Origin of the sequence: Kibdelosporangium philippinense, assembly GCF_021390435.2 — a bacterium.
GTDB lineage: Bacteria > Actinomycetota > Actinomycetes > Mycobacteriales > Pseudonocardiaceae > Kibdelosporangium > Kibdelosporangium philippinense.
Genome location: NZ_JAJVCN010000003.1, coordinates 1519822 through 1544204 on the forward strand (window position 1 = coordinate 1519822; position 24383 = coordinate 1544204).

Genomic DNA, 24383 nt, shown 5'->3' on the forward strand with positions numbered 1-24383 from the left:
CCGCGAGCATAGGCGACAACGCAACATACTCAAACATCCGACCCGACCGATGTTGTTGGATGTTCGGTCCGATCCAACATCGATAAAGTCGCCATCTACCTCCCATTTTACCTGCACCACGTTCATCCAACCGGGTTAACAGCTGCGTAACGAGGCTTGACAGGACGTGCCTTCGCTACCAGATTGTGAGCACTCTTGTTTGAGTCCGTGGGTTTGGGAGCGACATATGAACCACCGCAACGATGCGATGATCGGGCGCAGAACGGCCATGAAGGGCCTGTTCGCCACCATGGGTCTCGCGGCCGTCCCCGGACTGGCCGCCTGTGGTGACTCCGGCTCCTCCGGCGGTGGAGGTGGCAACGGACCGGTCACCCTCGGATCGAACTACTCCGACGAGGTGCCCAAGGGCGCGCTCGACGCGGTCATCAAGGCCTTCACCCAGGCGCAGGGCGTCCAGGTGAACATCAACACCAAGGACCACGAGGCGTTCCAGCAGCAGATCAACTCGTACCTGCAGGCAGGCGCGGACGACGTCTGGTCGTGGTTCGCGGGCTTCCGGCTCCGCTTCTTCGCGTCGAAGCAGCTGGTCGGCGACATCTCCGAGCTGTGGAAGTCGCTCGAGGGCAACTACACGCAGGCCCAGAAGGAAGCTTCGACCGGCGACGACGGCAAGCAGTACTTCGTACCGTTCTACTCCTACCCGTGGGCAGTGTTCTACCGGCCGAGCGTCTTCCAGCAGCGCGGCTACACGGTCCCGAAGACCTTCGACGAGTACATCGCGCTTGCCACGAAGATGAAGGCCGACAACATCGTGCCGATCGCCGCCGGCCAGAAGAACGGCTGGCCGCAGCTTGGCACGTTCGACCAGATCAACTTCCGGACCAATGGCTACCAGTTCCACGTCGACCTGATGGCTGGCAAGGAGGACTGGGCAGGCCCGAAGGTGCGCGCCACCTTCGACAACTGGAAGCGGATGCTGGAGTTCTACCAGCCGAACTCGCTCGGCCGGGACTGGCAGGAGGCCGCCCAGTCGGTGCTCAAGGGCGACGCCGGGATGATGGTGATCGGCTCGCAGCAGATCGGCCAGCAGTTCAGCGTCGGCGGCAAGCTCGACGACCTGGACTTCTTCGCCTTCCCGCAGATCGACCCGACACACGGCCAGGACACCATCGAGGCCCCGATCGACGGCTTCGCCCAGTCGGTCAAGCCGCGCGACAAGGCGGCCGCGGACAAGCTGCTGACCTACATCTCCACCGCCGCGGCACAGCAGACGTACCTGAAGTCGGACCCGACGAGCATCGCGGCCAGCAACAAGGCGGATTCCGCCTCGTACAACAAGCTTCAGCAGAAGTGCGTGCAGTTCGTCAACGAGGCCAAGCACATCACGCAGTTCCTCGACCGCGACACCGACCCTGGCTTCGCCAGCGAGGTCGCGATCAACAGCGTGAACGACTTCATCAAGAACCCGAACGACATCGACGGTCTCGTCAAGAAGATCGCCAGCCAGTCCAAGCAGTACTTCCAGAAGTAATGACAGTTCTCGAGAACACGCCTCGCGTCGAGGAGACGCCGTCCCCTCGCAAGAAGGGGCGGCGCCGGGCTACGGCGCTGTCCGGGACCGACCGGATCGTCCTGCTGCTCATGGTCGGCATTCCCACGCTGCTGCACTTGGCGCTGGTGTGGGTGCCGACGTTGTCGTCCGTGCTGCTGTCGTTCACCTCGTGGGACGGCATCGGCGACCTCGACCAGATCAAGTTCGTCGGGGTGCAGAACTACTCGGACATCTTCACCGCGTACCCACGGTTCTGGCCCGCCGTGCAGCACAACCTGATCTGGCTGATCTTCCTGATCGTGCTGCCGACCAGCTTCGGGCTGCTACTCGCGGTGCTGCTTGACCGGCAGCTCAAGTTCACCAGGATCTACCAGTCGATCCTGTACTTGCCGGTGGTCCTCGCGCTTGCCATGGTCGGCTTCATCTGGCAGCTGATGTACGAGCCGAACCTCGGCCTTGTCAACAACCTGCTCGGCATCGCGCAGTCCAATCCCGTTGACTGGCTTGGTGATTCGGACATCAACATCTACGCCGTGTTGATCGCCGCCGGTTGGAAACACACGGGTTACGTGATGTTGTTGTACTTGGCCGGGTTGAAGTCGTTCGACCCTTCGCTCAAGGAAGCAGCCGCGCTGGACGGCGCCAACGGCTGGCAGACGTTCTGGCGGGTCACTTTCCCCGTTCTCAAGCCGATCAACGTGATCGTGCTGGTGATCACCGTGATCGAGGGCCTGCGCGCGTTCGACATCGTGTACGCGATCAACCGTGGCCGAAACGGCCTCGAACTGGTCTCCGTGCTGATCACCGACAACATCATCGGCGAGGCAAGCCGGATCGGCTGGGGTTCCGCGCTCGCGGTGATCCTGCTGGTGATCTCGCTCGGCTTCATCATCACGTACCTGGTCCAGGTCTTCCGTAAGGAGGAACGAGCGTGACGACGACCTTGGACCGTCCGCCCGTCAAGAAGGCAGGCGTCGGCGAGCGGGAGAAGAAGAACGCCCGGCTGAAGGCAAGCCGTATCGCGCTGCACACGTTCCTGATCGCGGTGTGCCTGATCTGGCTGGCTCCCTTGCTGTGGACGGTGTTCGCATCCTTGCGGACCTATGAGGACACTGCGACCAACGGCTACTTCTCGCTGCCGTCCCAGCTGACGCTGAGCAACTTCGGCAAGGCGTGGGAGACCGCGGATCTGCCGAACTACTTCGGCAACACGCTGATCATCACGATCCCCGCGCTGATCATCACGTTGCTGTTCAGCTCGTTCGTGGCGTTCGGCGTGACCAGGTTCAGCTTCAAGTTCAACCTGGCGCTGCTGATGCTGTTCACCGCTGGCAACCTGTTGCCGCAGCAGGTGATCATCACGCCGCTGTACCGGATGTTCCGGCTGATCCCCGTGCCCGAGTGGATCAACTACAAGGAAACCCTGCTGGACACCCAGCTCGGGCTGATCCTCATCCACATCGCGTTCCAGATCGGCTTCTGCACGTTCGTGCTGAGCAACTACATGAAGACCATCCCGAACGAGCTGACCGAGGCCGCTCGGGTGGACGGAGCCGGTGTGTTCCGTCAGTACTGGCAGGTCATCCTGCCGCTGTGCCGACCCGCCCTCGGCGCACTGGCCACGCTCGAGTTCACCTGGATCTACAACGACTTCTTCTGGGCCATCGTGTTGATCCAGACCGGTGACAAGATGCCGATCACATCGGCGTTGTCGAACTTGAAAGGCCAGTTCTTCACCGACTACAACTTGCTCGCGGCGGGTTCCCTCTTGGTGGCACTGCCATGTCTGGTGGTGTTCTTCGCATTGCAACGGCAGTTCGTCGGTGGTCTGACCCTAGGATCGACGAAAGGCTGAAACCTGTGCGGCCGGTGACCGATATCCCCATCGAACCTGCCCGCGCCGTCATCCACGAACAGGGCTGGCAGTCCTGGTCGCCGTCAACCTCATATCGTCCCGGCTCGCCGCCGCACCGACCGTCCACTCAGACCAGACGGATCGGTGCGTGGCGAGCCGAGTCCTTTCCCGCGCCGGATGTCTACCGCGGCGAAGGATTGATCGCGGTGGACCCGGGCGATGGTCCGGTGCACGTGATCGCGTCGGCGGATCCGGTGAACTCCGTTCCAGCGATCGATGTGTCCATCATGGACTTCCGGGCGGTCGTGACGGCTTCTTCGGATGACGTTGTGGTGACGACGTATGACGGTTCAGTTCAGGAAGCGTTGGCGCGTTGGGCGGACTCGGTGGTTTCCTCGCTGGGACTGGCGGCGCCCCGGCCCGCGCCGACGATCTGGTGTTCCTGGTACCAGTACTTCACCAAGGTCACCGAGGCCAATGTGGACTCGAACCTCGCATTGATGGACCGGCGTGGTGCAAGTGGACGACGGCTACCAGGCTGAGATCGGCGACTGGCTGATCCCGTCTGGCGATTTCGCCGACGTGCCAGGTTTGTTCGCCCGGATCCGGGATTCGGGTCGCCGGGCAGGCATCTGGACGGCTCCTTTCCTTGTCGGCGCACTGTCCCAAGTCGCGGCCGAGCATCCGGATTGGTTGGTACGTAACGACGACGGCTCACCGGTCAGTGCTGGGCACAACTGGAACCAGGATCTGTACGCTTTGGACAGCACACATCCTGGCGCGGCGGACTACCTGGCGACGGTGTTCCGGACGTTCCGCGACTGGGGCATCGACTTCCACAAGATCGACTTCGTCTACGCGGGCGCGTTGCCTGGCAAGCGGTACAGCGATATCTCGCCGATCCAGGCGTACCGCGATGCTTTGGGCTTGATCAGGGAAGCGATCGGGTCCGACGCCTATCTGTTGGGCTGTGGCGCGCCACAGCTGCCGTCGATCGGTTTGGTGGACGCGATGCGCGTCAGCCCGGACATCGCGCCGACCTATTTGCCTGAGGACGATGACATTTCCATGCCAGGGCAATGGGGTGCGGTGCTCAACGGCGAATCGCGGTCGTTTCAACATGGACGATTCTGGGTGAACGATCCGGACTGCATTGTTGCCAGACCTGGAATCGAGCGGCGCGAGGGATGGGCTTCGCACGTATCGAAGTTCGGTGGCCTGCGCGGCTCGTCGGATGCCATTGACCAGCTTGATGATTGGGGCTTGGAGACCACGCGGCGGCTGCTGAGTGAACCCGTCCCACGTTATTTCATCGACTGACTTCGGTGCCTGGCGTACCGGGGATGGTCGAGGACACCATTGCCCGGTAGGCGGTCTGAGCCATCGCTGTGACGTTCCCTCTGGCCACGTTGGCCGAGGGTGACTGGCTGGTCAGGAGTACTACGGCGAACAGTTCCTGCTCGTAGCTGACGAGACCGGCGCTGTGCAGGTAAAGCCTGTTGCCGTAGTACATCCAGCCCTGTTTGGTGATCGGCTTGAAGGGCTCGCCAAGCAAGCCGAAACCCTGGTTGAACCCGTCAGCCGCGGTGGCCGGGGCGGCGGCGAGGGCGGCAAGGATGATGTCCCGGTCGTCGGGCGCCATCTCCGTAACGATGTGCTGATACAGGCGCGCGTAGCCAGCGGGCGAGACAACGACTTCACCCCACTGGCTGCGGTCGTCTGGGCTGTGTGTGTCAACCATGCCAAGGGAAGCGGCCACGCGGTCCATCGCATTAGGACCGTCGAACCTGACCCACAGCGAGTTCATCGCGTTGTCGTCGCTCGGTCCAAGCGCCCGGTTGATCAGGTTCTGGACCGTCGGCGTGATCTCGACGTCACGATCGAGCATGTCTACAACAAGCATGAGCTTGCTCAGTGAGGCCGTATAGAACTGTCCGGCGCCGCTCGTCGCGAGCTGACCGGTGTTCAGGTCCATCACGGCGATTCCTGAGGTGACCCCCTTGGGTACGGCCGCACTCGCTGCGTCAACCATCGCTGCGGCGATGTTGGTCGCCTGCGGTGCTTGCGCGAGCGGTTCCTGCGACTGCTCTGGCTCGGGTGACGGCTCGATCGTCACTCGTGGCGCCGCCAACACGGCGACTGCGGGGTCGGCCGGGGTAACCGACATCGCCGGTGCTGACGCCACGAGCACGATCGCGGCCACCAGGTAGCCGCTCAGGAAGGCTCTTCTACCCAAGGGGGACACAACATCAAAGCTATGAACCCCAACTAGGAAATGGGTGAGAGCGACCTGTCGATTTACTTTCGACCGGCGTCCAACCTCTGCGTCCACACTGCGTGCTCGTCCGGATCCAGCACGCTACCGATGAAGAGGTCCCGCAAGGCAACGAACAGATCCTCGGTGTCACTGTCGCGCTGCTCGACCAGATGGAGCAGACCAAAGCCGAGTCCTAATGCGACGAACGCCCGAGCGGCACCTACGCCTCTTGGCGCGCCAGCCGCGGTGAGCCCGGCGACCGCCCAATCCTGATAGCTGTCCAACGCGTTGCGGGCCGCCTCAGCAAGCTCTGGCGTCCGGGCGGCGTTCAACAGCACCTCGTAGAACGCCAGCCGCTTGGCCTTGTCAAGCCCCATGACTTGCTCGGCGTACCACTCGGCGACCTGCGCGGGCGCGACCTCGCCCTCGTGCGGCAGCCCGATTTCCTCGGACCGTTGCTTGACGAACGCGGTCAGCGCCTCGGCGATGAGCTCGTCGATCGAGGAGAAGTAGTAGCTCGCCGTCGCCAAGGGGACCTCGGCGCGTTCCGTCACGGCGCGGTGCGTCGTCCCAGCTACGCCCCTTTCGCCGACCACCTCGACCGCGGCTTCCAACAAGGCGTCCCTGCGGGGCTGTTTGCGTCGGTTGCGAGCCATGCTGAAACGGTACCGAACAAACTTCTTGGATGTAGTTCTTGGAAGTTCTTCCAAGTTCAGGGTAGCGTCCAGCGCGTAACCGGATTCCCACGCTCAGTGAGGAGTGCAGATGAATCGGGTACTCCGGCGGGTCTTCGCCCTGTCCGCCGCCGGCCTGCTGTTCACGGCTATCCCCGCCACCGCCGCACCTTCCGGCGGCATCAACGACTTTTCCTGCCGTCCATCGGCGGCGCACCCCCGGCCGGTCGTGACCGCGCACGGCCTGTTCGGCAACGGTCCAGGCAACTTCCTGGCCATCGCGCCCGTTTTGGCCGGCCAGGGTTATTGCGTGTTCACGCCGACGTACGGCCAGTCCGTTCTGCCGGGAATCGGTGGCACGGACTACGTCCAGAACTCCGCCAAGGAGTTCGGCACCTATATAGACAAGGTTCGCGCGGCGACCGGTGCGGCCAAAGTGGACATCGTCGGCCACTCCGAGGGCGGCATCATGCCGCGCTATTACCTCAAGAACCTCGGCGGTGCCGCCAAGGTCAACCACTTCGTCGCCCTCGCGCCGCCGAACCACGGCACGACGATGAGCGGCATCGCCGAACTCGCGAAGCTCTTTCCCGGCGCGGCCCAGTTGCTCGTCGGCGGTCTCTGCAAGTCCTGCCTGCAGCTGATCCGCGACTCGGATTTCATCCGGGATCTCAATTCCGGCGGCGAGACGCAGGCTGGCGTGCGGTACACGGTCATCGTGAGCACGACGGATTTCCTGGTGACACCGGTGTCCACGTCCTTCCTTTCTGGACCGAACGTCCGGAATATCGTGATACAGGACGAGCACCCTGGCGTGTTCGTCGGACACATCCAGCTGGCGTACGACCCGCTGAGCATCGGCTACATCACATCGGCACTGGCATAAAACGGCAGTCACCCCTGTTGATAGCTACCAGTGACAGTCACTAATCTTGACTATCACTGGTAGCTACCGGAGAGGTGCTGTGATGACGAAGACGATCTCGTACGGCCCGTCGCCGTCCCAGGTCGGCGACCTGTACTTGCCAGAGGGTGACGGCCCGTTCCCTGTCGTTCTTCTGCTACACGGCGGATACTGGACGGCCCTGTTCGACCGGTACCAGATGGTCCCGCTGGCCGAAGACCTTGTCACTCATGGCTACGCGGTGTGGAACGTCGAGTATCGACGCTTGGGCGAGGACGGCGCTGGCTGGCGTGGGACGTTCTTGGACGTCGCCGCGGCCGTGGACGCGCTGGCCGATCTCTCTCCGGCTGTGGATCCCAGCCGTGTGCTTGTCGTGGGTCACTCGGCGGGCGGACATCTGGCCGGGTGGGTCGCTCATCGATCCTTGCTGCCTTCGGACGCTCCGGGCGCCAACCCACGGGTGATCCCGCTGGGTGCGGTGTCTCTCGCGGGCATTCTCGACCTGGCGGCTGGCGACGCCGACCGCGCAGGTCATGACCTGACCGACCCGAACACCCCGCCACCCGCAGGCGCGCCGGTTGAACCTCGTGCGGACCTGATTCCGGCGGTCTCCAAGCTGCTCGGGGAAGGCGCCATCAACGCCTTGCTGGGCGGCCACTCCGACTCGGTACCTGACCGATACGCCGTCACCTCACCGGCCGAGTTGGACGACAGCGGAGTTCCGTTGCTGGTCATCCACGGAACCGCCGACGACGTCGTACCCCCTCGCTACAGCAGGGACTACGTGGCCGCCAAAGGGGCCGACGCGAAGTACGTGGAAATACCAGGCGCCAACCACTTCGACGTGATCAACCCAGCCACCGAGACCTGGAAGATCGCCCGCCCCTGGCTAGCCGACCGCCTCCCCCACTGAAACCCACGTTCCAGAACGCCGTGTCCACCTTTCCAGAAGGGTGTGTCCACCGTTCCAGCACACCGAAATGTCCATTGCGGCACACCGAAATTCCCGGCTACGGGCCTGCCCGCCCAAGTCGAAGATTTCACTGTGCCGGACTGGTCATTTCGGTGTTCCGGAACGGTGGACACGATGTTCCGGAACGGTGGACACGGTGTGTCGGAACGGTGGACACGGCGGCTAGCGGCTTACCGCTTTCCTGTACCTTCTGATGGCGAAGGGGACGAAGATCAGGAGGATGATCGCGGTCCACGCCAGGGTTGCCAGGACGGGGTTCTGCAGGGGCCAGGCGTCTGGGGTTGGTAGTTCTGGGTGCGTGTTGCCGAACAGGTCCCGTGCCGCTTGGGTTATCGCCGACACCGGGTTCCATTCCGCGATGACCTTCAATGGGCCTGGGAGGTTGTTGGATGGCACGAAGGTGTTGGCCACGAAGGTCAGCGGGAAGATGACCATGAAGCTGGCGTTGTTGAACACCTCGGGACTGCGGATCCACAGGCCGATCACAGCCATCAGCCACGACAGCGCATAGGCGAACAGCAGCAGCAAAGCGAAGCCTGCCAACGCTTCCAGTAACGAAGTGTGCACGCGCCAGCCGACAAGCAAGCCGGTCAGCGACATCACGACAAGGCTGATCAGGTTGATCACGACGTCGCTCGTGGTCCGGCCGACAAGCACTGCCGAGCGGGACATCGGCAAGGACCGGAACCGGTCGATGATGCCTTTCTGGATGTCCTCGGCCAGCCCGAGTCCGGTCCATGTCGCACCGAACACCGCGGTCTGCACGAAGATGCCAGCCATCAGGAACTCCCGGTAGGACACTCCGGGGATCGAGATCGAACTGCCGAACACGTACGCGAACAGCAACACGAACATGATCGGCGAGAGCAGCGTGAACACCAGCAGGTCCGGCACCCGCTTGATCTTGATCAGGTTTCGCCGGGCAATCGTCATGCCATCGGTGAAAACCAGCGCGATCGAGCTCATTTCGCCTCCCCCATACCTCGTGAGTGGTTAGTCGGGTTAGAACACGCGTAACCACTCACGACGAAACCTCCGCTTCGTGGCCAGTCAGGGCAAGGAAGACGTCGTCGAGCGTCGGCCTGCGCAGACCCACGTCCTGCACCTTGACCGACGCCTCGGACAACCGGCCGAGACCGTCCACCAGAACCGCGGAACCGCCACTGACCGGCACCGTGATCCGGCGGGAACTCAAGTCGATCTGGATCTCGCCGACCGCGATGGGCGACAACGCTGTCCGCGCGGTCTCCAGGTCGTGCGCGTCGGCCAGCACCAATTCGAGGCGCTCGCCACCAACCTGATCCTTCAGGTGGTCCGCTGTGCCCTGTGCGATCACCTTCCCGTGGTCGATCACCGAGATCTGGTCGGCGAGACGTTCCGCCTCCTCCATGTACTGCGTGGTCAACAGCAGCGTCGCCCCTGCGCGCACCAACTCCTCCACGACGTCCCACAACCCGAAGCGGGCACGCGGATCCAGGCCAGTCGTCGGCTCGTCGAGGAAAAGCACCTTTCCGCCGCCGACGAGTGCTCCGGCCAGGTCGAGGCGCCGTCGCATGCCGCCCGAGTAGCCACGCACCGGTCGATCGCCCGCCTCAACGAGGTCGAAAGCCGCCAGCAGTTCACGGGCTCGCTCCCGGCTTTTGCGCGCGCCGAGGTGATACAACCTGCCGACCATGTCGAGGTTTTCGAAGCCGGTCAGATATTCGTCGACCGCCGCGTACTGGCCGGATACGCCAATCTCCTTACGCAGCTTGCGCGCGTCGGAGACCACGTCGAGCCCAGCGACTGTCGCTTTACCGCCGTCCGGCGGTAACAGTGTTGTGAAGACCCGTACGGCCGTTGTCTTGCCAGCCCCGTTGGGCCCAAGCAAGGCCATTACCGTGCCTTCTTCGACCTCCAGGTCCAGCCCGTCAAGCGCGACGATCGAGCCGTAGCGTTTGACCAGGCCTTCCGCGAGGATCGCGTGTGCCATGTCCGCTCCCCAAGGCGTTCGATGTGACGCGGGTCATCCTGCACCCACCCACCGACAAAAAGCGCCTCGGTTTCGAACGGTCACCCTTGGGAGTGAAGTGTGGTTGCCTTGTGTGCCACCTTGCGGGCGTGCTTGGCGACCTTCTTGTCCGGGTGATATTTGCCAAGCAGGTTCAAGGCGGCGACCACGTCCGGATGCGGCAACCGCCACATGGCGTCGAGCAGTTCTTCCTCGGTCCCGGCGGGCAGCAGCTCGGCAACCATGGGCTCGATGCCGGGCATTCCCTGCTCATCGGCTGCGACGAACAACGTCAGCCCGTCGATGGTGATCCAGCCGAGTTCGGCGAGCTCCAACTCGGTCTCGCCAAGCGCGTATCGGGCGTACGGCCGCAACGTGTCGATGTCAATCACCGCACGCCAGACCTCGGGCACACCCAACTCGGTCACCACTCCGGTCGCCCAGACCCGGACCTGCGCGGGCCCGTCCGCCGCGACCGCGAGAAGTTCACGCGCAGCCTGGTCCGCGTCGCGGGTCGCCAACCACGCGGCCTGCTCGGACTCCATCTCCGGCCCGCTCAGTTGCAGCGCGAGCACGGCCAAATCCTCGGCCGTCATCTCGGCAGCCGGAGGCAGCAGGGGAACGTCGATTCCGTTGAGCACGAAGTGTTCCCGCACGGCGTTCAACGCCAGCGCCGAGTACCGGACGTTGCCGCCGATCTCCTCAAAGCCGCCGATCTGGAGCATCACGCGGATCAGGAAGTCCGCTGGGTCACCGTGTTCGTCGACGTAGTCGTGCCACTCGTCCTCGGTCAGCTCGTGGATCAGGTCGCTGATCTCGCTGCGCGGCAGGCCGACGTCCCGCGTCATGAACATCATGATCAGCAGATTTCCCGGCACGTCGGAGAACTCGATGTCCGAGCCGTGGAACTCCGCCACGCGGTCGAGGACGAACCCGAAGGTCGAGATGAACCCGGCCTGCCAGATGCCCATGACATCCTCGCCGTCCGGCCATTGCTCGAAACCGCCTGGCAGACGGGCGTAAGAGCCCGATTCGGTCGACGCGAACCCGGCGAACTCAGCCACATCCGCGAGCACCCTGACGTCGAGCTGGTCGGCGATGCCGAGCGCGGCAGCGGCCTGCGCGACGGATTCCTCGGTGAGCTCGTCCTCGTCGTCGATTTCCTTGCCGTCGCCAGCCCACGCGGCCAGCTCGTGTGCCTTGGCCAAGAGCTTGCTTTGCTTGGCCGAGGCCAGGAGTTCGTCCGCCGACGGCAGCCGGACGCCGGGAAGCCGGTCGCGCGGCAGCCCGAGCTGTTCGAGCATGTCAGCCAGGCCGTTGTCCTGGCCATCGCCAACGATCCCGATGAACTGTGGCGCCGCGTCCTCAAGCTCGACCAGCAGCTCACCGGTGGTCTCAGTGGTCTCCTCGATGAAGTCGACGAGATCCCGCGCCGCCTCGACGATCTGGACCGCGTCGACCTCGGTCGGGATCTCCACCCGCTCCGGATAGACCTCAAGCAGCAGCTCTTCGATATCGCCGGGCGAGAAGCTGCCCGGTGTCTCGTGACCGAGGTGCTCACGGGCGAGCTCCAGCATCAGCCGCAGCTCATCGCGGTTGACCGGCCGGTCTGCCGCCCACTTCTCGATCTCGTCGAGCTTCATTTCGATCGCGTCAACCGCCATGCCGGGCAACCTTAGTGGTTATCCAGGCATCCCCGGCAGCCGCAAGCTGAACAGCGCGCCGCCTTCCGGCGACCGACCGGCGAGCACTTCACCGCCGTGCCGCAACGCCGCCTGTTGCACGATCGCGAGCCCGAGCCCGGATCCTGGCAACGTCCGTGCTTCCTGCGAACGGTAGAAGCGGTCGAACACGCGTGGCAGGTCCTCGTCGGCGATTCCTGGGCCCTGGTCGGCTACTTCGAGCACGGCGAATCCGTCGCCAGCCGAGCCGAGCCGCACCCGGACGATCCCGTTCGGCGGGCTGAACTTCACCGCGTTGTCCAGCAGGTTCAGCACCGCGCGCTCCAACGCGCCCGCGTCACCGATCAACCGCCAGCGCTGCATGGCCACGTCGAACTCGATGTCACCGGCCCGCCGCCGGGCCCGGTCAAGCGCTTGCTCGACGACATCGTTGAGCTCGACCGGCTCCCACACGGCCTGCGCGCCTTCCTCACGGGCGAGCTCGACCAGGTCGCCGATCAACGTCGTCAGCTCGTCCAACTGGCCGCGCAGGTCGTCCTGGATCTCCGACTTGTCCTCATCGGACAGCTTGGGCGCACCGGGCGCCTCGGAGGCCATCAGCAGTTCCAGGTTGGTACGCAAGGAAGTCAGCGGCGTCCGGAGCTCGTGCCCGGCGTCCGCGACGAGACTGCGCTGCCGGTCCCGGGCATCCGACACGGCACCCAGCATCGTGTTGAAGCTGTGGGTCAAACGCGCCAGCTCGTCGTCCCCGCTGACCTGGATCGGCCGCAGGTCACCGGTTCTGGCGACACGTTCGGTCGCCCGAGTCAGCCTCTCCACGGGACGCAGACCGGTCCGCGCGACCGCTGTCCCGGCAAGCGCGGCGACCACGACACCGGCACCACTGATCAGCACCAGCACCAGCGCCAAGTCGTTCAACAGCTGCTTGGTCGGCGCAAGACGTTGCCCGACCACCAAAGCCGCAGGCTGACCGCCCAACGTCACACGCAGCGAGTACACCCTGGTGTCGGTACGCGGATCCGTCCGAAACCATTCGGTGTGTACGCCCTGTGCGACAGCGCGTTCCGGGGTGTCATAAGGCGGCGCCATCACCCCTGACGGGCTGATCACCTGACGGCCGAACCCGTCGATCACCGTGAACTTCACGTCGCTCAACGCCACGATCAGCGCGGACACCGAGGTCGCCGGATTGTCGTCGACGTCCTGGATGTTGCGCAGGTTCAACGCGTTCGTGGCGCGGTCACGCAGGTTCTGGTCGACCTGTTCGTAGAGGTTCTGCTGCACGGTCAGATACGCGCCGAGTGAAACGAGCGCGACCGCCCCGGCCACGCAGATCGCGGCCAGGAGGGTTACTCGACTTCTCAGCGATACGCGTTGCCTGCGCCCAGATTCTTGCTGCTGTGGGGCAAACATCACGGAGGGGTCTCCCGCAACACGTAGCCGACGCCTCTGACGGTGTGGATCAGCCGCGGTTCCCCGGCCGCCTCGGTCTTACGGCGCAGGTAGCCGATGTAGACCTCGAGCGCGTTGCCCGAGGTCGGGAAGTCGTATCCCCAGACCTCTTCGAGGATCCGGCTGCGCGTGAGTACCTGCTTCGGGTGCGTCAGCAGCAGCTCGAGCAGGGAGAACTCGGTACGGGTCAGGCTCATCGCCCGATCGCCGCGGCGGACTTCCCGCGTGCCGGGGTCCAGCTCCAGATCGGCGAACTTCAGCGACGGCTCCTGCTTCTCCGCCGCGATCGCGTCGGCCTGGGTCCGCCGCAGCAACGCCCGCAGCCTGGCGAGCAACTCCTCAAGCGCGAAGGGCTTCGGCAGGTAGTCGTCCGCCCCCGCGTCGAGACCGGCTACCCGGTCGGAGACCAAATCCCGCGCGGTCAGCACGAGAATCGGCAGGTCATCACCGGTGCTACGAAGCTGGCGGCAGACTTCGAGGCCATCGAGCCTCGGCATCATCACATCGAGTACGAGGGCGTCCGGCCGTTCGCCGCCCTTGATCGTGTCGAGTGCCTGCTGGCCGTCGCTCGCCGTCTCCACCTGGTATCCGTTGAACTGCAGCGACCGCCGAAGGGACTCACGAACGGCCCTGTCGTCGTCCACTACGAGTATGCGCATGGACGTCAGTGTGTCTTGTCGGACTGAGATATGCCTGAGAAAGCACTGATCAGGTGCCAATACCTGGCGCCGTTGGCGCGTTCCACCTGCGCCAGAGCGCGATCAAGCGAATGGTCACGATTAGGGCAGCGCCCACGACAGCCGTCGGACCTGCGGGAAAGCGCGACCACTCGCCGACGACCACGACCACTCCACCGGCCAGCGCGGCGAGCGCGTAGATCTCCTTGCGCAGCACCATCGGGATCTCCCTGAGCAGCACGTCGCGCAGGGCACCGCCGCCGATGCCTGCCGTCATCCCGATCAGGCACGCGGTGTACGACGGCACATCGTGGGCGAGCGCGGTCGCTGTACCGGACACAGTGAACAGCCCCAGCCCGACGGCGTCCGCCAGCAACACACCGCGACGCAGCTTGGCGAACTGCGGGTGCAGCCAGAACACCACGAGTGACGTGACGATCGGCACGAGCAGATAGCGCCAGTCCCTCAGGGTCGCGGGCGGGTGCACGCCCAGCAGCACATCCCGGATGATCCCGCCGCCGAGTGCGGTCGTCACGCCGATCACGGCGACGCCGAAGGTGTCCAACCGCGCCCTCACCCCAGCGAGTGCACCCGATATGGCGAACACCGCGATCCCGACCAGGTCGAGCACTACCAAGAGCATGGCGACTGAGTCTAAATAGCTCCGACCGGGCGACTGACCTGGACAAATGACTAGATCCGGTGATGGAGTGTGACCGTGAACACACTGCGCGTGATCATGGTTTCCCTGCTCGCCCTCCTGCTGGCAACCCCAGTCGCGGCAGCGGCACCACAAGCCAGACAGTTCGAGAGATACGTCGCGCTCGGCGACTCCTACACGTCCGGCCCCGGCATCCCGTGGCCGCGCCTGGACCGGCTCGCGTGCGCCACATCGACCAACAACTACCCCGCTTTGCTGGCCGACAACCTGGGCCTGCGTTCGTACACCGACGCCAGCTGCGGTGGCGCGGACACCACGAACATGCTCAACCCCCAGACGCCCCCGATCCCGCTCGGCCAGCACCCGGCGCAGTTCAGCTTCCTGCGCGCGGACACCGACCTGGTCACGATCGGCATCGGCGGCAACGACTTCGGCGTCTTCGGCCAGCTCACCAGCAAGTGTCCTGAGCTGCGCGCGTCCGACCCGACCGGCTCGCCATGCCGCACGTACTACACGCAGAACGGCGTGGACACGATGAAACAGAAGGTGGCCATGACTGGTGACCGCGTTCGTGCCGTGCTGTCGGGCGTGCACGAGCGGTCCCCGAACGCCAAGGTCCTGCTGATCGGCTACCCGAGGATCGCGCCGCCGCAAGGCAACTGCCCGAGCGTGCTGCCGATCGCCGACGGCGACCTGCGCTGGCTTGACGGGGTCGAGCAGGCGTTGAACGGCGCGCTGGAGAACGCGGCCAATGCGGACGGACGGACGACCTTTGTCGACATGTATCCGGCAAGTCTCGGCCACGACGCGTGTGCCGGTCGGGACGCGTGGATCCAGGGCAAGGAGAACAACCTGTTCAAGGCCATCCAGTACCACCCGTTCAAGTCCGGAATGGTTGGTGTGGCCACGCAGATCAGCAAGGTGCTCGGCGCCAAGGCAGGCGCGCACACCCGGGCCGTCCCGCGCTCGGTCGACAAGGCCGTCGTTGGTGACGCGTCAACCGTGACACTCCTCACCCGGGCGGGCTATGGCCGGTGACGGCACGATGAAGGGGTGCGGATCATCCTGCTACGGCACGCCGAGAGCCTCGGCAACGTCGACGAATTGGCGTACTGCCGCATCCCCGACCACGCGCTACCACTGACGCCCAAAGGCGAAGAGCAGGCTCGCGCCGCCGGTCCGGCCGTGCGCGAGCTGCTCGGCGCCGGGCCGGTGGCGGCCTATGTCAGTCCTTACGTACGCACTCAGCGCACGCTGCAACTGCTGGAGCTCGGCGACATCGTGACAAGGACGGTCGCCGAGCCCCGGTTGCGCGAGCAGGACTGGGGAAACCTGCAGGACCCGGTCGAGCAGGAAATCCAGAAGCTCAAGCGGCACGAGTTCGGGCACTTCTTCTACCGCCTCGCGCACGGCGAGTCCGGCGCCGATGTGGACGACCGGGTGGCCGCGTTCCTTGCCGAGCTCAAGGACCGGATGAAGGAAGACCTCGACCACCCGGACATCGTGCTGCTCGTGACGCACGGCCTGACCATGCGCTTGCTGTGCCGCCGGGTGTTCTCGTGGAGCATCGACTTGTTCGAGTCACTGTCCAACCCGAATCAGGTCGAGCCACGGATCCTCACCCTGCACAACGGAACGTGGAGCCTTGACCGGCCGTTCCCGCAATGGCGGCCGTCGCCGGACGGCACTACTCAATAGCCACAAGGGGATCCGGGTACCGCAGCCACGCCTCTTCGCCTTCGGCCATCTCCTCGTCGGTCAGCAGTGCCGCCCGCAGTGCCTCGGTGAGCTCGTCCGGGAGGGCCTGATGGGCGACGATCGTCAGCTCCTGCGCCCGGTCGCCGAACCGTGGATGCCATTCGAGCGAAGCTTTGACGGTCCGCTGCGGGCATTCGCCGGACCAGTCGTCCATTGTGGCCAGCCACGGTCCGCCTTGGCCGATGCGTAGCGCGCCACCGGCCGACTCGAACCACAGCGCCACGTCCGGCTGACTGGCCAGCCAGAACCGGCCGCGGACCCGGACGACTCCGTCCAGCAAGACGCCGATCGCATCATGCAGACGGTCCGGGTGGAACGGACGCCGCTCGGTGAAGACGGTCAATGACACGCCACAGTCGGATTCGAGCGGTGGCTGTCCACAAAGGAGCGGATCGAACCAGCGGTCCAGTTTGCCGCGCCGCGCCCCTTCGGGCAGATCGCGTAACGCATACACCGCGTCGGCCATGGACACCTTGTTCGCCGTGGGTGCGATCCGTTGCAGGACGGCAGAAGTACGGGCATCGGTCCACGCGTCGGCGCCGGACCCGGCGAGCACGATCGCGTCGGCGAACTCCGCCTGACCGACCGCGAGCTGCGCGACCGTCCGGTCATCTCCCTCAGCCACACCGAATCCACGCTCGCCGAGTTCCTCGTCGCCGGTCGCGTCGGCCAGCCAGGACGCCGTGTCGATGACAGTGACCACGCCGGTCACCCGGACCGGCAAGTCACGGATCGCCCAGCACACCGGTTCCGGCTCCATGGTCGGGTCGAGGTGGACGACGATCCGGTTCACACCGTCCGAATCGGCCAGTTTCGCCAGCAACGGCAGCAAGTCCTCCCGAAGAGTGCAAGAGACGCAACCGTGCGCGAGTTCCAGCCGCGTCACCTCCTCCCGCACCGCCGACTTTTGCCTTCGCACAACGAAACCCTGGGCGATGTCGCGCAGATCGTGGTGCACGACAACACCGCCCGGCTCGGCGTGCATCAGTCTCGTCGCGACAGCCGAGGCCTGCCTGCGCGGCAGACCGGCGACGAGCACAAGGCCAACTCGTGACATGCCACTCCCTTCCTCGATCCACATGCTATCGTAATTGAAAACGAGTGTCATTTTCAGGAGGCTGGATGTCTGCGATCTGCCACGTCACCGGGCGCAAGCCGGGCTTCGGCAACCGCGTTTCGCACTCACACAAGCGATCCAAGCGGCGCTGGAACCCGAACGTGCAACGGCGCCGCTACTGGCTGCCGTCGGAGGGCCGGACGATCACGCTCACGGTGTCCACCAAGGGCATCAAGACGATCGACCGCAAGGGAATCGAGGCCGTGGTCGCCGAACTGCGCAGCAAGGGAGTGCGGGTCTGATGGCCCGCAACGAGATCCGGCCGATCGTGAAGCTCAAGTCGACCGCTGGCACCGGCTACACGTACGTGACCCGCAAGAACCGCCGCAACGATCCAGATCGGATGGTGCTGCGCAAGTACGACCCGATCGCGCGAAGGCACGTCGAGTTCAAGGAGGACCGGTGAGATTGCGACCCCAGCGTAGGAAAGGAAACCCGCTGCCGCGCGAGGGTGTGTCCACAGTAGATTGGAAGGACACTGCCCTGCTGCGCAAGTTCATCTCGGATCGGGGAAAGATCAGGGCACGCCGGGTCACCGGCCTCACTCGCCAGCAGCAACGCGAAGTGGCGACGGCTATCAAAAATGCCAGGGAGATGGCGCTGCTGCCGTACCCGTCGACCCGGCAGCGTTAGTCCGAAAGAGTTATAGATCAAGCCCATTGGGCAATCTCGGTGCCGGTGTGGTGGCTTACCCGGGTAATCTCGGCCGCGGGGTGCGAGGGGCTACAGGTTGCCGAGGCCGGGTTGGACCACGACGAGCAGCAGGACAAGGCTGGCGAGATTCTCCGGGAAGACCGGGAGATCCGCCTGCTGCTGAATACTGACCAGCTCGCGGAGGCGGCCACCCGGTTCGACAAGTCCCTTGAAGTCATGCCAGCCGACGTGGATACGTGGTCACGGGCGGCGATCCTGACCGGACGCGCCGTCATCGCCTGGCGGCTCGGGCGAATTCCGCTCGCCCTCGAACTGGCCGCCGAGGGCTGGACCGACATCGACAGCGAACCGCCGTCCGGATCCCGTGCCGCGGCTGCCATCGGGCTACTTGGCTATCTGCTCAACGGCATCGGGCACGTCCGGGCGGCGTTGCCGATGCTGCGCCAAGCCGTGGAGACCGCACGGGCGAGCGGCGACTCGTGTGAGCTCGCACTGGCGTTGCAACGACTTGGTGGCACGCTCAACTTCGAGGCGGTGGAACGCCAACCGGCCGACGCCCTGCCGATGTTCGCTGAATCGCGCAAGGTTCTCGCCGAGGGCCTCACGCTCAGGGCGACCGACCGAACACACCGGACACTGCTCGCCGCTTACGGCGCGGCACTGGTCGGCTGCGGAGAGTTCGAAGAGGGCGAGAAAGCCGCGCACGCGACCCTCGAAGCGGGACTGTCCGACGGCGACCGTTGGAGCATCGCGGTCGGCAACTGGGTGCTCTCAATGGTCCGCCGTAACCAGGCCAGGCTCGTGGAAGCGCGGACGCACGCGAGCAAAGCGGTCCGGCAGGCCGAGATGATCAACGACATCTCGCTGCTGCAACGGTTTTCCGCCGACCTCGCGGACGTCTGCGCGCAGCTCAACGACTTCGCGGGCGAGGCGACCGCGTTGCGGCGCAACGTCAACGCCCGTACAACCGCGATGGCAACCATGCAGGAAGGCCTCGGCCAAGCACTGGAGCAACGACGGTTCGCCATCCAGTCACAACGCCTGGCCACCGCGGCTCAGGAAGCCGCCGTGCGCGATCCCCTGACCGGCTTGACCAACCGGCTCGGCCTTGAGCGCACGGCACCGGAACTACTCACGCACGCCGCGGCGACCGGGGCGACGCCGTGGCTGATCGTGATCGACGTGGACTGGTTCAAGGAGATCAACGACGACGCCGGGCACGCGGTCGGCGACAGCGCGCTGCGCGAGATCGCGGAACTGCTGCGCGGCGAGTGCCGGGCGAACGACCTCGTGGCGCGCTGGGCAGGCGACGAGTTCATCGTGCTGCTGGTCGGCGAAGGGCAGCTCGGTGTGGCCGTCGCCGAGCGGATCCGGGCCGCCGTGGACAAGCACGACTGGCGCTCACGGCTCGGCGCGGCACGCCGTCCGACGGTGAGTATTGGGGTCGCCAACGGCCGCGGCAGCCTCGAACACCTCTTCGCTGCCGCGGACACGGCTCTCTATCTGGCAAAACGAAACGGCCGCAACCGCGTCGAATGGCCGGATCTGAATCAGGCGATGAGCCCACCGCGATAGGCCACTAGCGCGGCCTGCACCCGGTTGACCGCGCCGATCTTGCCGAGCACGGCGGAGACGTAGCCCTTGACGGTCGCCTCGGACAGGTGCAGCGCACCGCCGATCTCGGCGTTCGACAGGCCTTGGCCGATCAGGCCGACGACCTCCCGCTCCCGCTCGGACAGCGACGCGAGCAACCTCCTGGCCGGTTCAGCTGCGCGTTCGCCGTCGGCGACGGTCGAGAGCACCCGGGCGGCAACGCCCGGGTCGAGTACAGCCCCGCCTGCCGCCAGATCCCGGACGGCGCGAACCAGCACAGCGGGCTCCGTGTCCTTGAGCAGGAAGCCGCTCGCGCCGATGCGCAGCGCCTCCGTGACGTATTCGTCCACGTCGAACGTGGTCAGCATGGCGACCTTGGGGGGTTCAGGCAGGGCACGCAGCCTGCGCAGCGCGAACAGGCCGTCCGCCGAGCGCATCCGGATGTCGAGCAGGGCCACGTGTGGCCGGTGCTGCCTGGCGAGGTCGGCCACGTGCAGACCGTCGTCGGTCTCCGCGACTACCTCGATGTCCCCCGCGCTGGTCAGGATCGTCCGAAGTCCCGAACGAACGAGGTCCTCGTCGTCCGCGAGCATCACCTTGATCACCTTTGGCGCCTCCCCGGTCAGGGTCCCGCCGAACCGGTTCATTCGGGACGGCAGGAGTCCAATGGCCCTTTTTCTCACCCAATAGCGTGAAGGTCAATCCCTAACGGGTCACAAATATCTACTGAGTGATCGTAACCCGTTACGGACGGCTAAACGTGAGGGTCTTTCGCAATATTGCTACTCGGAGGTAACGTGTCGAACGTCACGCCCTGAGAGGAGCCCTGCAATGACGCGCGGACGCCTACTCGCCGCCTTATCCGCTCTCGCCACCGTCGCCGGACTGGTCGCCGCCGCACCGTCCGGAATCGCGGAACCGGAGGTGGAGGCGGCCCCCATCGACTTCTGCCTCGGCCAGTGCGGCGACGTGTTGCCGCCCGGCGCCAACGGCAACGCCACGCTCGCCGACATCCTCGCCCACAAGGTGTTGGGCACCCGACCAGCGCACGCGTCGGACCAACTGGCCAAATACGACACGCTCGCAGCCGGTTACGGTGGGTTGACCACCGACAAAATTGGACAGTTCTTCAACGACTCATCGTTCGGCGTCCCCGCGGACCAGGTCGAGAGCACGACCAAGCCGCGGGCGGACGTCACGATCGTGCGGGACAAGAAGCTCGGACTGCCGCACATCACCGGCACGACCAGGGCAGGAACGATGTTCGGCGCGGGATACGCGGCCGCGCAGGACCGCCTCTGGCTGATGGACCTGTTCCGCCGGGTCGGCCGCGGCCAGCTGACACCGTTCGCCGGAGGCGCGCCGTCCAACCGTCAACTCGAGCAGGACTTCTTCCGGGGCGCGCCCTACAACGAGGCCGAACTTCAGGCGCAGATCGACCGTGCGGCCTCGTCCAGCCCGGCAGGCGCGAAGGCTCTTGCGGACGCGCGGTCCTACGTGGAGGGCATCAACCTCTACATTCAACAGTCACACAGTGGCCGGTACTTCCCGGGCGAGTACGTGCTGACCGGGCACATCGACTCGATCACGAACGCGGGCAAGATCGACCCGTTCACCCTGCCTGACCTGGTGATCCTGGCCTCGGTGGTCGGTGCCCAGTTCGGTGGCGGCGGTGGCGGCGAGGTGCAGTCGGCGATCACCCGGATGGCGTTCCACGAGCGCTACGGGGTGGTCGAAGGCGAGAAGGCCTGGCAGGCGTTCCGCGCGCAGAACGACCCGGAGACAGTGCAGACGCTCCACAACGGCCAGAGCTTCCCGTACGGCGGACAACCGGCGAACCCAGCCGGAGTCGCCATGCCCGACAAGGGATCCGTCACGCCGCAGCAGCTGGTCTTCGACCCGACTGGTTCGGCCGGTTCAGCTTCCCCTGCCGCTGTCTCGGTTCCCGCTCCGGCCGCCCTTGAGCCTGCCCGTGGCGTGTTCAATGATGGTGTGCTGCCAGGAAATCTGGTCAGCGAGAAGCACGGAATGTCCAACGCTTTGGTGGTTTCCGGCCAGCACACGGCAAGCGGAAACCCGGTAGCCGTTTTCGGGCCGCAGACCGGGTACTTCGCGCCGCAGTTGCTGATCCTGCAAGAAATCCAAGGGCCAGGTATCAGTGCGCGCGGCGCTTCCTTCGCCGGAATCAGCTTCTACGTACTGTTGGGCCGAGGCCAGGATTACTCCTGGAGTGCGACAACTTCGGCACAGGACATCATCGACACGTACGCCGTCGAACTGTGCGACCCGACCGGCGCGCAGCCGACGAAGAACTCGACGCACTACCTGTTGCGCGGTGTTTGCACGCCGATCGAGACGATCGAGCGCAGGAATGCCTGGAAGCCAACGGTTGCCGACGGTACACCAGCCGGTTCGTATCGACTGGTCAGTTTCCGTACGGCCTACGGACCAATCACGCACAGGGCGACCGTCGGTGGAAAGCCGGTGGCGTACACGAGCATGCGGTCGACCTACAAGCACGAGATCGACTCGATCATCGGCTTCCAGGAGTTCAACGACCCGGACGTGATCAAGTCGGCGCAGGACTTCCAACGCGCGGCTTCGCACGTGAACTACACCTTCAACTGGTTCTACGTGGACTCTCGGGACACGGCATACTTCAACTCGGGCTCGAACCCGTCTCGTAAGGCCAATGTGGACCCGAACATGCCGATCTGGGCGCAGCAGGCGTACGAGTGGAACGGCTGGAACCCAGCGACAAACGGGGCCACCTACACACCGTTCGAGCAGCACCCGCAAGCAGTCAACCAGGACTACTTCATCTCCTGGAACAACGCGCAAGCAAAGGACTACGCGAACGCGGGCTACGACAAGAGCTCGGTACACCGCGGCGACCTGCTCGACTCCCGCGTACGCGCGTTGATCTCCGGCGGCAAGAAGGTCACCCGGGTGAATCTGACCCAGGCCATGGCGGACGCGGCACTGGCAGACCTGCGTGCCGAACGCGTATTGCCGTACCTGGTACGGGTTTTGGAGAGCCAGCCGATCACTGACACGCGGTCGGCACAGGCTGTGTCCTCTTTGAAGGCCTGGGCAGCAGCAGGCTCGCTGCGCAAGGAAACCGCCCAAGGAAGCCACAAATACGGGCATGCGGACGCGATCAAGATCCTCGACGCCTGGTGGCCACTGTTGGTGCGCGGCCAGTTCCAACCAGGGTTGAGCGACCCGGTGTACAACGCACTCGTTGGGGTCATCGGAATCAACGAGTCGCCGTCGGGTTTCCAGAACGGACAACCCGACTTCCACAGTGGACAACCGCACAAGGGCTCGTCATTCCAATATGGATGGTGGGGCTACGTCCAAAAAGACCTGAGGTCAGTGCTCGGCGACCAGGTCGCAGGCCCCTTGTCGCAGAAGTACTGTGGTGGTGGAACGGTTTCCGGCTGCCGTCAGGTCCTGCTGACCACGTTGGGCCAAGCAGTGTCGGCACCGCTGAACCAGGTCTACCCAGGCGACGCCTCGTGCGCGGCCGGAGACCAGTGGTGCGCGGACAGCATCATCCACAACCCATTGGGCGGAATCACCCACGACAAGATCACCTGGCAGAACAGGCCGACATTCCAGCAGGTAGTGGAGTTCCCGTCGCGGCGCGGCCAGAACATCGCAAACCTGTCGACAGGCCGCACGGCCAGCGCTTCGAGCGCTGAAACCGGCGCCTACCCGTCCCCCGCCCGCAATGCGGTGGACGGAGACGTGAAAACCCGTTGGGCCAGCGACTGGTCGGACAACCAATCGCTGACCGTGGATCTCGGCTCGGTGCAACGGATTTCCCGGGCAGTCCTGCGCTGGGAAGCCGCGTACGGCAAGTCGTACCGCCTAGAGACGTCGGCCGACGGCTCAACCTGGCGGACGGCGTACTCCACCACCACCGGGGACGGCGGTGTGGACGCTGCTGCGTTCGCCGCGGTTGATGCTCGCTACGTGCGCTTTGTCGGCGTGCAACGCGGCACCGGCTGGGGCTACTCGCTGTATGAGCTGGAGCTCTACTCGTACTGAATTGCCGCTGGTCCTGGGCTGCTGAGGCGGTCCAGGACCAGCTTCACGTTGTCGCTGAGGTCGTCGCGGGAATCGACCGTGATGCGCCCACCCATCCACTCCTCGAAATTCTTCCGGCGCTGCTCGACCTGGGCCCAAGTCGGCTCCTCGAACCCCTCGATGTCCCGCTGCCTTTGCTCCAGCCGCTTGCGATGCAGAACAGGGTCGCCGCAGACGACCTCGATGTAGCGGGGGTCGAGAGGCTCCCATTGCCGCCGAGCCTCGGGGACATCGTTGACGGCGTCGACGATGACCGTCTGCCCGAGCTTCAGGATCTCCCTAGCGAGAGCCTCGACCACGACATAGGCCGCCAACCCGGTCGGCTGGTCCCGGTCCACCCCAGCCCGCCACATCGCCGCCTCAACCGGATCCACCGACAACACCGGCACAACCAGGGCTTTTGCCAGTGCCGCGGCCATCGCACTCTTGCCAGACCCGGGCAGCCCGCACATCACGATCAGCATTCACCAAGGGTGCCGGATACCCGTT

At 65.0% G+C, this 24383-nt stretch carries 25 protein-coding genes; 14 read left to right on the forward strand and 11 right to left on the reverse strand.

Annotated elements, in window-relative coordinates; genetic code table 11:
- The first annotated feature begins 226 nt into the window (after positions 1-226).
- From LWC34_RS39295 to LWC34_RS39315, 5 genes are read left to right on the forward strand one after another with little or no spacing between them, the layout of a single operon-like run.
- Positions 227-1531 carry an ABC transporter substrate-binding protein gene (locus LWC34_RS39295; RefSeq protein ID WP_233730282.1) on the forward strand — a complete coding sequence of 435 codons (1305 nt, stop codon included), beginning with the start codon at positions 227-229 and terminating at the stop codon, positions 1529-1531.
- Entirely contained in the window at positions 1531-2487 is a 957-nt protein-coding gene (locus LWC34_RS39300) for a carbohydrate ABC transporter permease (protein WP_233730283.1), read from the forward strand. Before LWC34_RS39295 ends, LWC34_RS39300 begins: the two co-directional genes overlap by 1 nt.
- Positions 2484-3407: a carbohydrate ABC transporter permease gene (locus LWC34_RS39305; RefSeq protein WP_233730284.1), complete on the forward strand. Its 924-nt coding sequence runs from the start codon at positions 2484-2486 to the stop codon at positions 3405-3407. Before LWC34_RS39300 ends, LWC34_RS39305 begins: the two co-directional genes overlap by 4 nt.
- A 14-nt stretch (positions 3408-3421) precedes the next feature.
- Entirely contained in the window at positions 3422-3949 is a 528-nt protein-coding gene (locus LWC34_RS39310; RefSeq protein ID WP_233730285.1) for an alpha-galactosidase, read from the forward strand.
- Positions 3918-4727, forward strand: a complete 810-nt coding sequence (locus tag LWC34_RS39315; RefSeq protein WP_233730286.1) for a glycoside hydrolase family 36 protein — start codon at positions 3918-3920, stop codon at positions 4725-4727. The genes LWC34_RS39310 and LWC34_RS39315 overlap by 32 nt, the downstream gene beginning before the upstream one ends.
- Here the strand turns inward: LWC34_RS39315 and LWC34_RS39320 are convergent.
- Positions 4717-5643, reverse strand: a complete 927-nt coding sequence (locus tag LWC34_RS39320) for a serine hydrolase (protein WP_233730287.1) — start codon at positions 5641-5643, stop codon at positions 4717-4719. The genes LWC34_RS39315 and LWC34_RS39320 overlap by 11 nt on opposite strands.
- A gap of 62 nt (positions 5644-5705) precedes the next feature.
- Positions 5706-6320 carry a TetR/AcrR family transcriptional regulator gene (locus LWC34_RS39325; protein ID WP_233730288.1) on the reverse strand — a complete coding sequence of 205 codons (615 nt, stop codon included), beginning with the start codon at positions 6318-6320 and terminating at the stop codon, positions 5706-5708.
- 109 nt (positions 6321-6429) lie between these two features.
- Between LWC34_RS39325 and LWC34_RS39330 the strand changes: the two genes are divergently transcribed.
- Complete coding sequence (locus LWC34_RS39330) at positions 6430-7224, forward strand: esterase/lipase family protein (RefSeq protein ID WP_233730289.1); 795 nt, start codon at positions 6430-6432, stop codon at positions 7222-7224.
- 82 nt (positions 7225-7306) lie between these two features.
- Entirely contained in the window at positions 7307-8155 is an 849-nt protein-coding gene (locus LWC34_RS39335) for an alpha/beta hydrolase family protein (protein ID WP_233730290.1), read from the forward strand.
- Between the two features lie 222 nt (positions 8156-8377).
- On the opposite strand, the gene LWC34_RS39340 is transcribed toward LWC34_RS39335, so the two are convergent.
- From LWC34_RS39340 to LWC34_RS39365, 6 genes are all read right to left on the reverse strand, one after another.
- The gene (locus LWC34_RS39340; protein WP_233730291.1) at positions 8378-9181 is read right to left on the reverse strand and encodes an ABC transporter permease; all 804 of its coding nucleotides are present in this window, start codon (positions 9179-9181) and stop codon (positions 8378-8380) included.
- 55 nt (positions 9182-9236) lie between these two features.
- Positions 9237-10187 (reverse strand): ATP-binding cassette domain-containing protein, encoded by a 951-nt coding sequence (locus tag LWC34_RS39345; RefSeq protein ID WP_233730292.1) that lies wholly within the window; start codon positions 10185-10187, stop codon positions 9237-9239.
- An 80-nt stretch (positions 10188-10267) separates the two neighbouring features.
- Positions 10268-11869: a hypothetical protein gene (locus LWC34_RS39350; RefSeq protein ID WP_233730293.1), complete on the reverse strand. Its 1602-nt coding sequence runs from the start codon at positions 11867-11869 to the stop codon at positions 10268-10270.
- 18 nt (positions 11870-11887) lie between these two features.
- Entirely contained in the window at positions 11888-13300 is a 1413-nt protein-coding gene (locus LWC34_RS39355; RefSeq protein ID WP_233730990.1) for a sensor histidine kinase, read from the reverse strand.
- Positions 13300-13998 carry a response regulator transcription factor gene (locus LWC34_RS39360; RefSeq protein WP_233730294.1) on the reverse strand — a complete coding sequence of 233 codons (699 nt, stop codon included), beginning with the start codon at positions 13996-13998 and terminating at the stop codon, positions 13300-13302. Before LWC34_RS39360 ends, LWC34_RS39355 begins: the two co-directional genes overlap by 1 nt.
- Before the next feature lie 49 nt (positions 13999-14047).
- Positions 14048-14659, reverse strand: a complete 612-nt coding sequence (locus tag LWC34_RS39365) for a trimeric intracellular cation channel family protein (RefSeq protein ID WP_233730295.1) — start codon at positions 14657-14659, stop codon at positions 14048-14050.
- 75 nt (positions 14660-14734) lie between these two features.
- On the opposite strand from LWC34_RS39365, the gene LWC34_RS39370 reads away from it, so the two are divergent.
- Together LWC34_RS39370 and LWC34_RS39375 are read left to right on the forward strand one after the other, a co-directional pair.
- Entirely contained in the window at positions 14735-15715 is a 981-nt protein-coding gene (locus tag LWC34_RS39370; RefSeq protein ID WP_233730296.1) for an SGNH/GDSL hydrolase family protein, read from the forward strand.
- Between the two features lie 15 nt (positions 15716-15730).
- On the forward strand, positions 15731-16375 hold the full coding sequence (locus tag LWC34_RS39375) for a histidine phosphatase family protein (RefSeq protein ID WP_233730297.1): 645 nt from the start codon (positions 15731-15733) through the stop codon (positions 16373-16375).
- Here the strand turns inward: LWC34_RS39375 and mrf are convergent.
- Entirely contained in the window at positions 16365-17492 is a 1128-nt protein-coding gene (gene mrf / locus LWC34_RS39380) for a ribosome hibernation factor-recruiting GTPase MRF (RefSeq protein WP_233730298.1), read from the reverse strand. The two genes, LWC34_RS39375 and mrf, sit on opposite strands and share 11 nt — an antisense overlap.
- A gap of 65 nt (positions 17493-17557) precedes the next feature.
- Here mrf and rpmB point away from each other — a divergent pair, with 65 nt between their 5' ends.
- The 4 genes from rpmB to LWC34_RS39400 are packed head-to-tail and all read left to right on the forward strand — an operon-like array spanning position 17558 to position 19781.
- Positions 17558-17794 carry a 50S ribosomal protein L28 gene (gene rpmB / locus LWC34_RS39385; protein WP_233730299.1) on the forward strand — a complete coding sequence of 79 codons (237 nt, stop codon included), beginning with the start codon at positions 17558-17560 and terminating at the stop codon, positions 17792-17794.
- Entirely contained in the window at positions 17794-17958 is a 165-nt protein-coding gene (gene rpmG / locus LWC34_RS39390) for a 50S ribosomal protein L33 (protein WP_084429433.1), read from the forward strand. The genes rpmB and rpmG overlap by 1 nt, the downstream gene beginning before the upstream one ends.
- Positions 17955-18185, forward strand: a complete 231-nt coding sequence (rpsR, locus tag LWC34_RS39395; protein WP_233730300.1) for a 30S ribosomal protein S18 — start codon at positions 17955-17957, stop codon at positions 18183-18185. Before rpmG ends, rpsR begins: the two co-directional genes overlap by 4 nt.
- 45 nt (positions 18186-18230) lie before the next feature.
- Positions 18231-19781: a GGDEF domain-containing protein gene (locus LWC34_RS39400; RefSeq protein WP_233730301.1), complete on the forward strand. Its 1551-nt coding sequence runs from the start codon at positions 18231-18233 to the stop codon at positions 19779-19781.
- On the opposite strand, the gene LWC34_RS39405 is transcribed toward LWC34_RS39400, so the two are convergent.
- Positions 19757-20404 (reverse strand): response regulator, encoded by a 648-nt coding sequence (locus LWC34_RS39405; protein WP_233730991.1) that lies wholly within the window; start codon positions 20402-20404, stop codon positions 19757-19759. The two genes, LWC34_RS39400 and LWC34_RS39405, sit on opposite strands and share 25 nt — an antisense overlap.
- A 226-nt stretch (positions 20405-20630) precedes the next feature.
- On the opposite strand from LWC34_RS39405, the gene LWC34_RS39410 reads away from it, so the two are divergent.
- On the forward strand, positions 20631-23855 hold the full coding sequence (locus LWC34_RS39410; RefSeq protein ID WP_233730302.1) for a penicillin acylase family protein: 3225 nt from the start codon (positions 20631-20633) through the stop codon (positions 23853-23855).
- On the opposite strand, the gene LWC34_RS39415 is transcribed toward LWC34_RS39410, so the two are convergent.
- A complete protein-coding gene (locus LWC34_RS39415) occupies positions 23843-24358 on the reverse strand; it encodes a P-loop nucleotide/nucleoside kinase family protein (RefSeq protein ID WP_233730303.1) in 516 nt (171 codons plus the stop codon). The two genes, LWC34_RS39410 and LWC34_RS39415, sit on opposite strands and share 13 nt — an antisense overlap.
- Positions 24359-24383 lie beyond the last annotated feature (25 nt).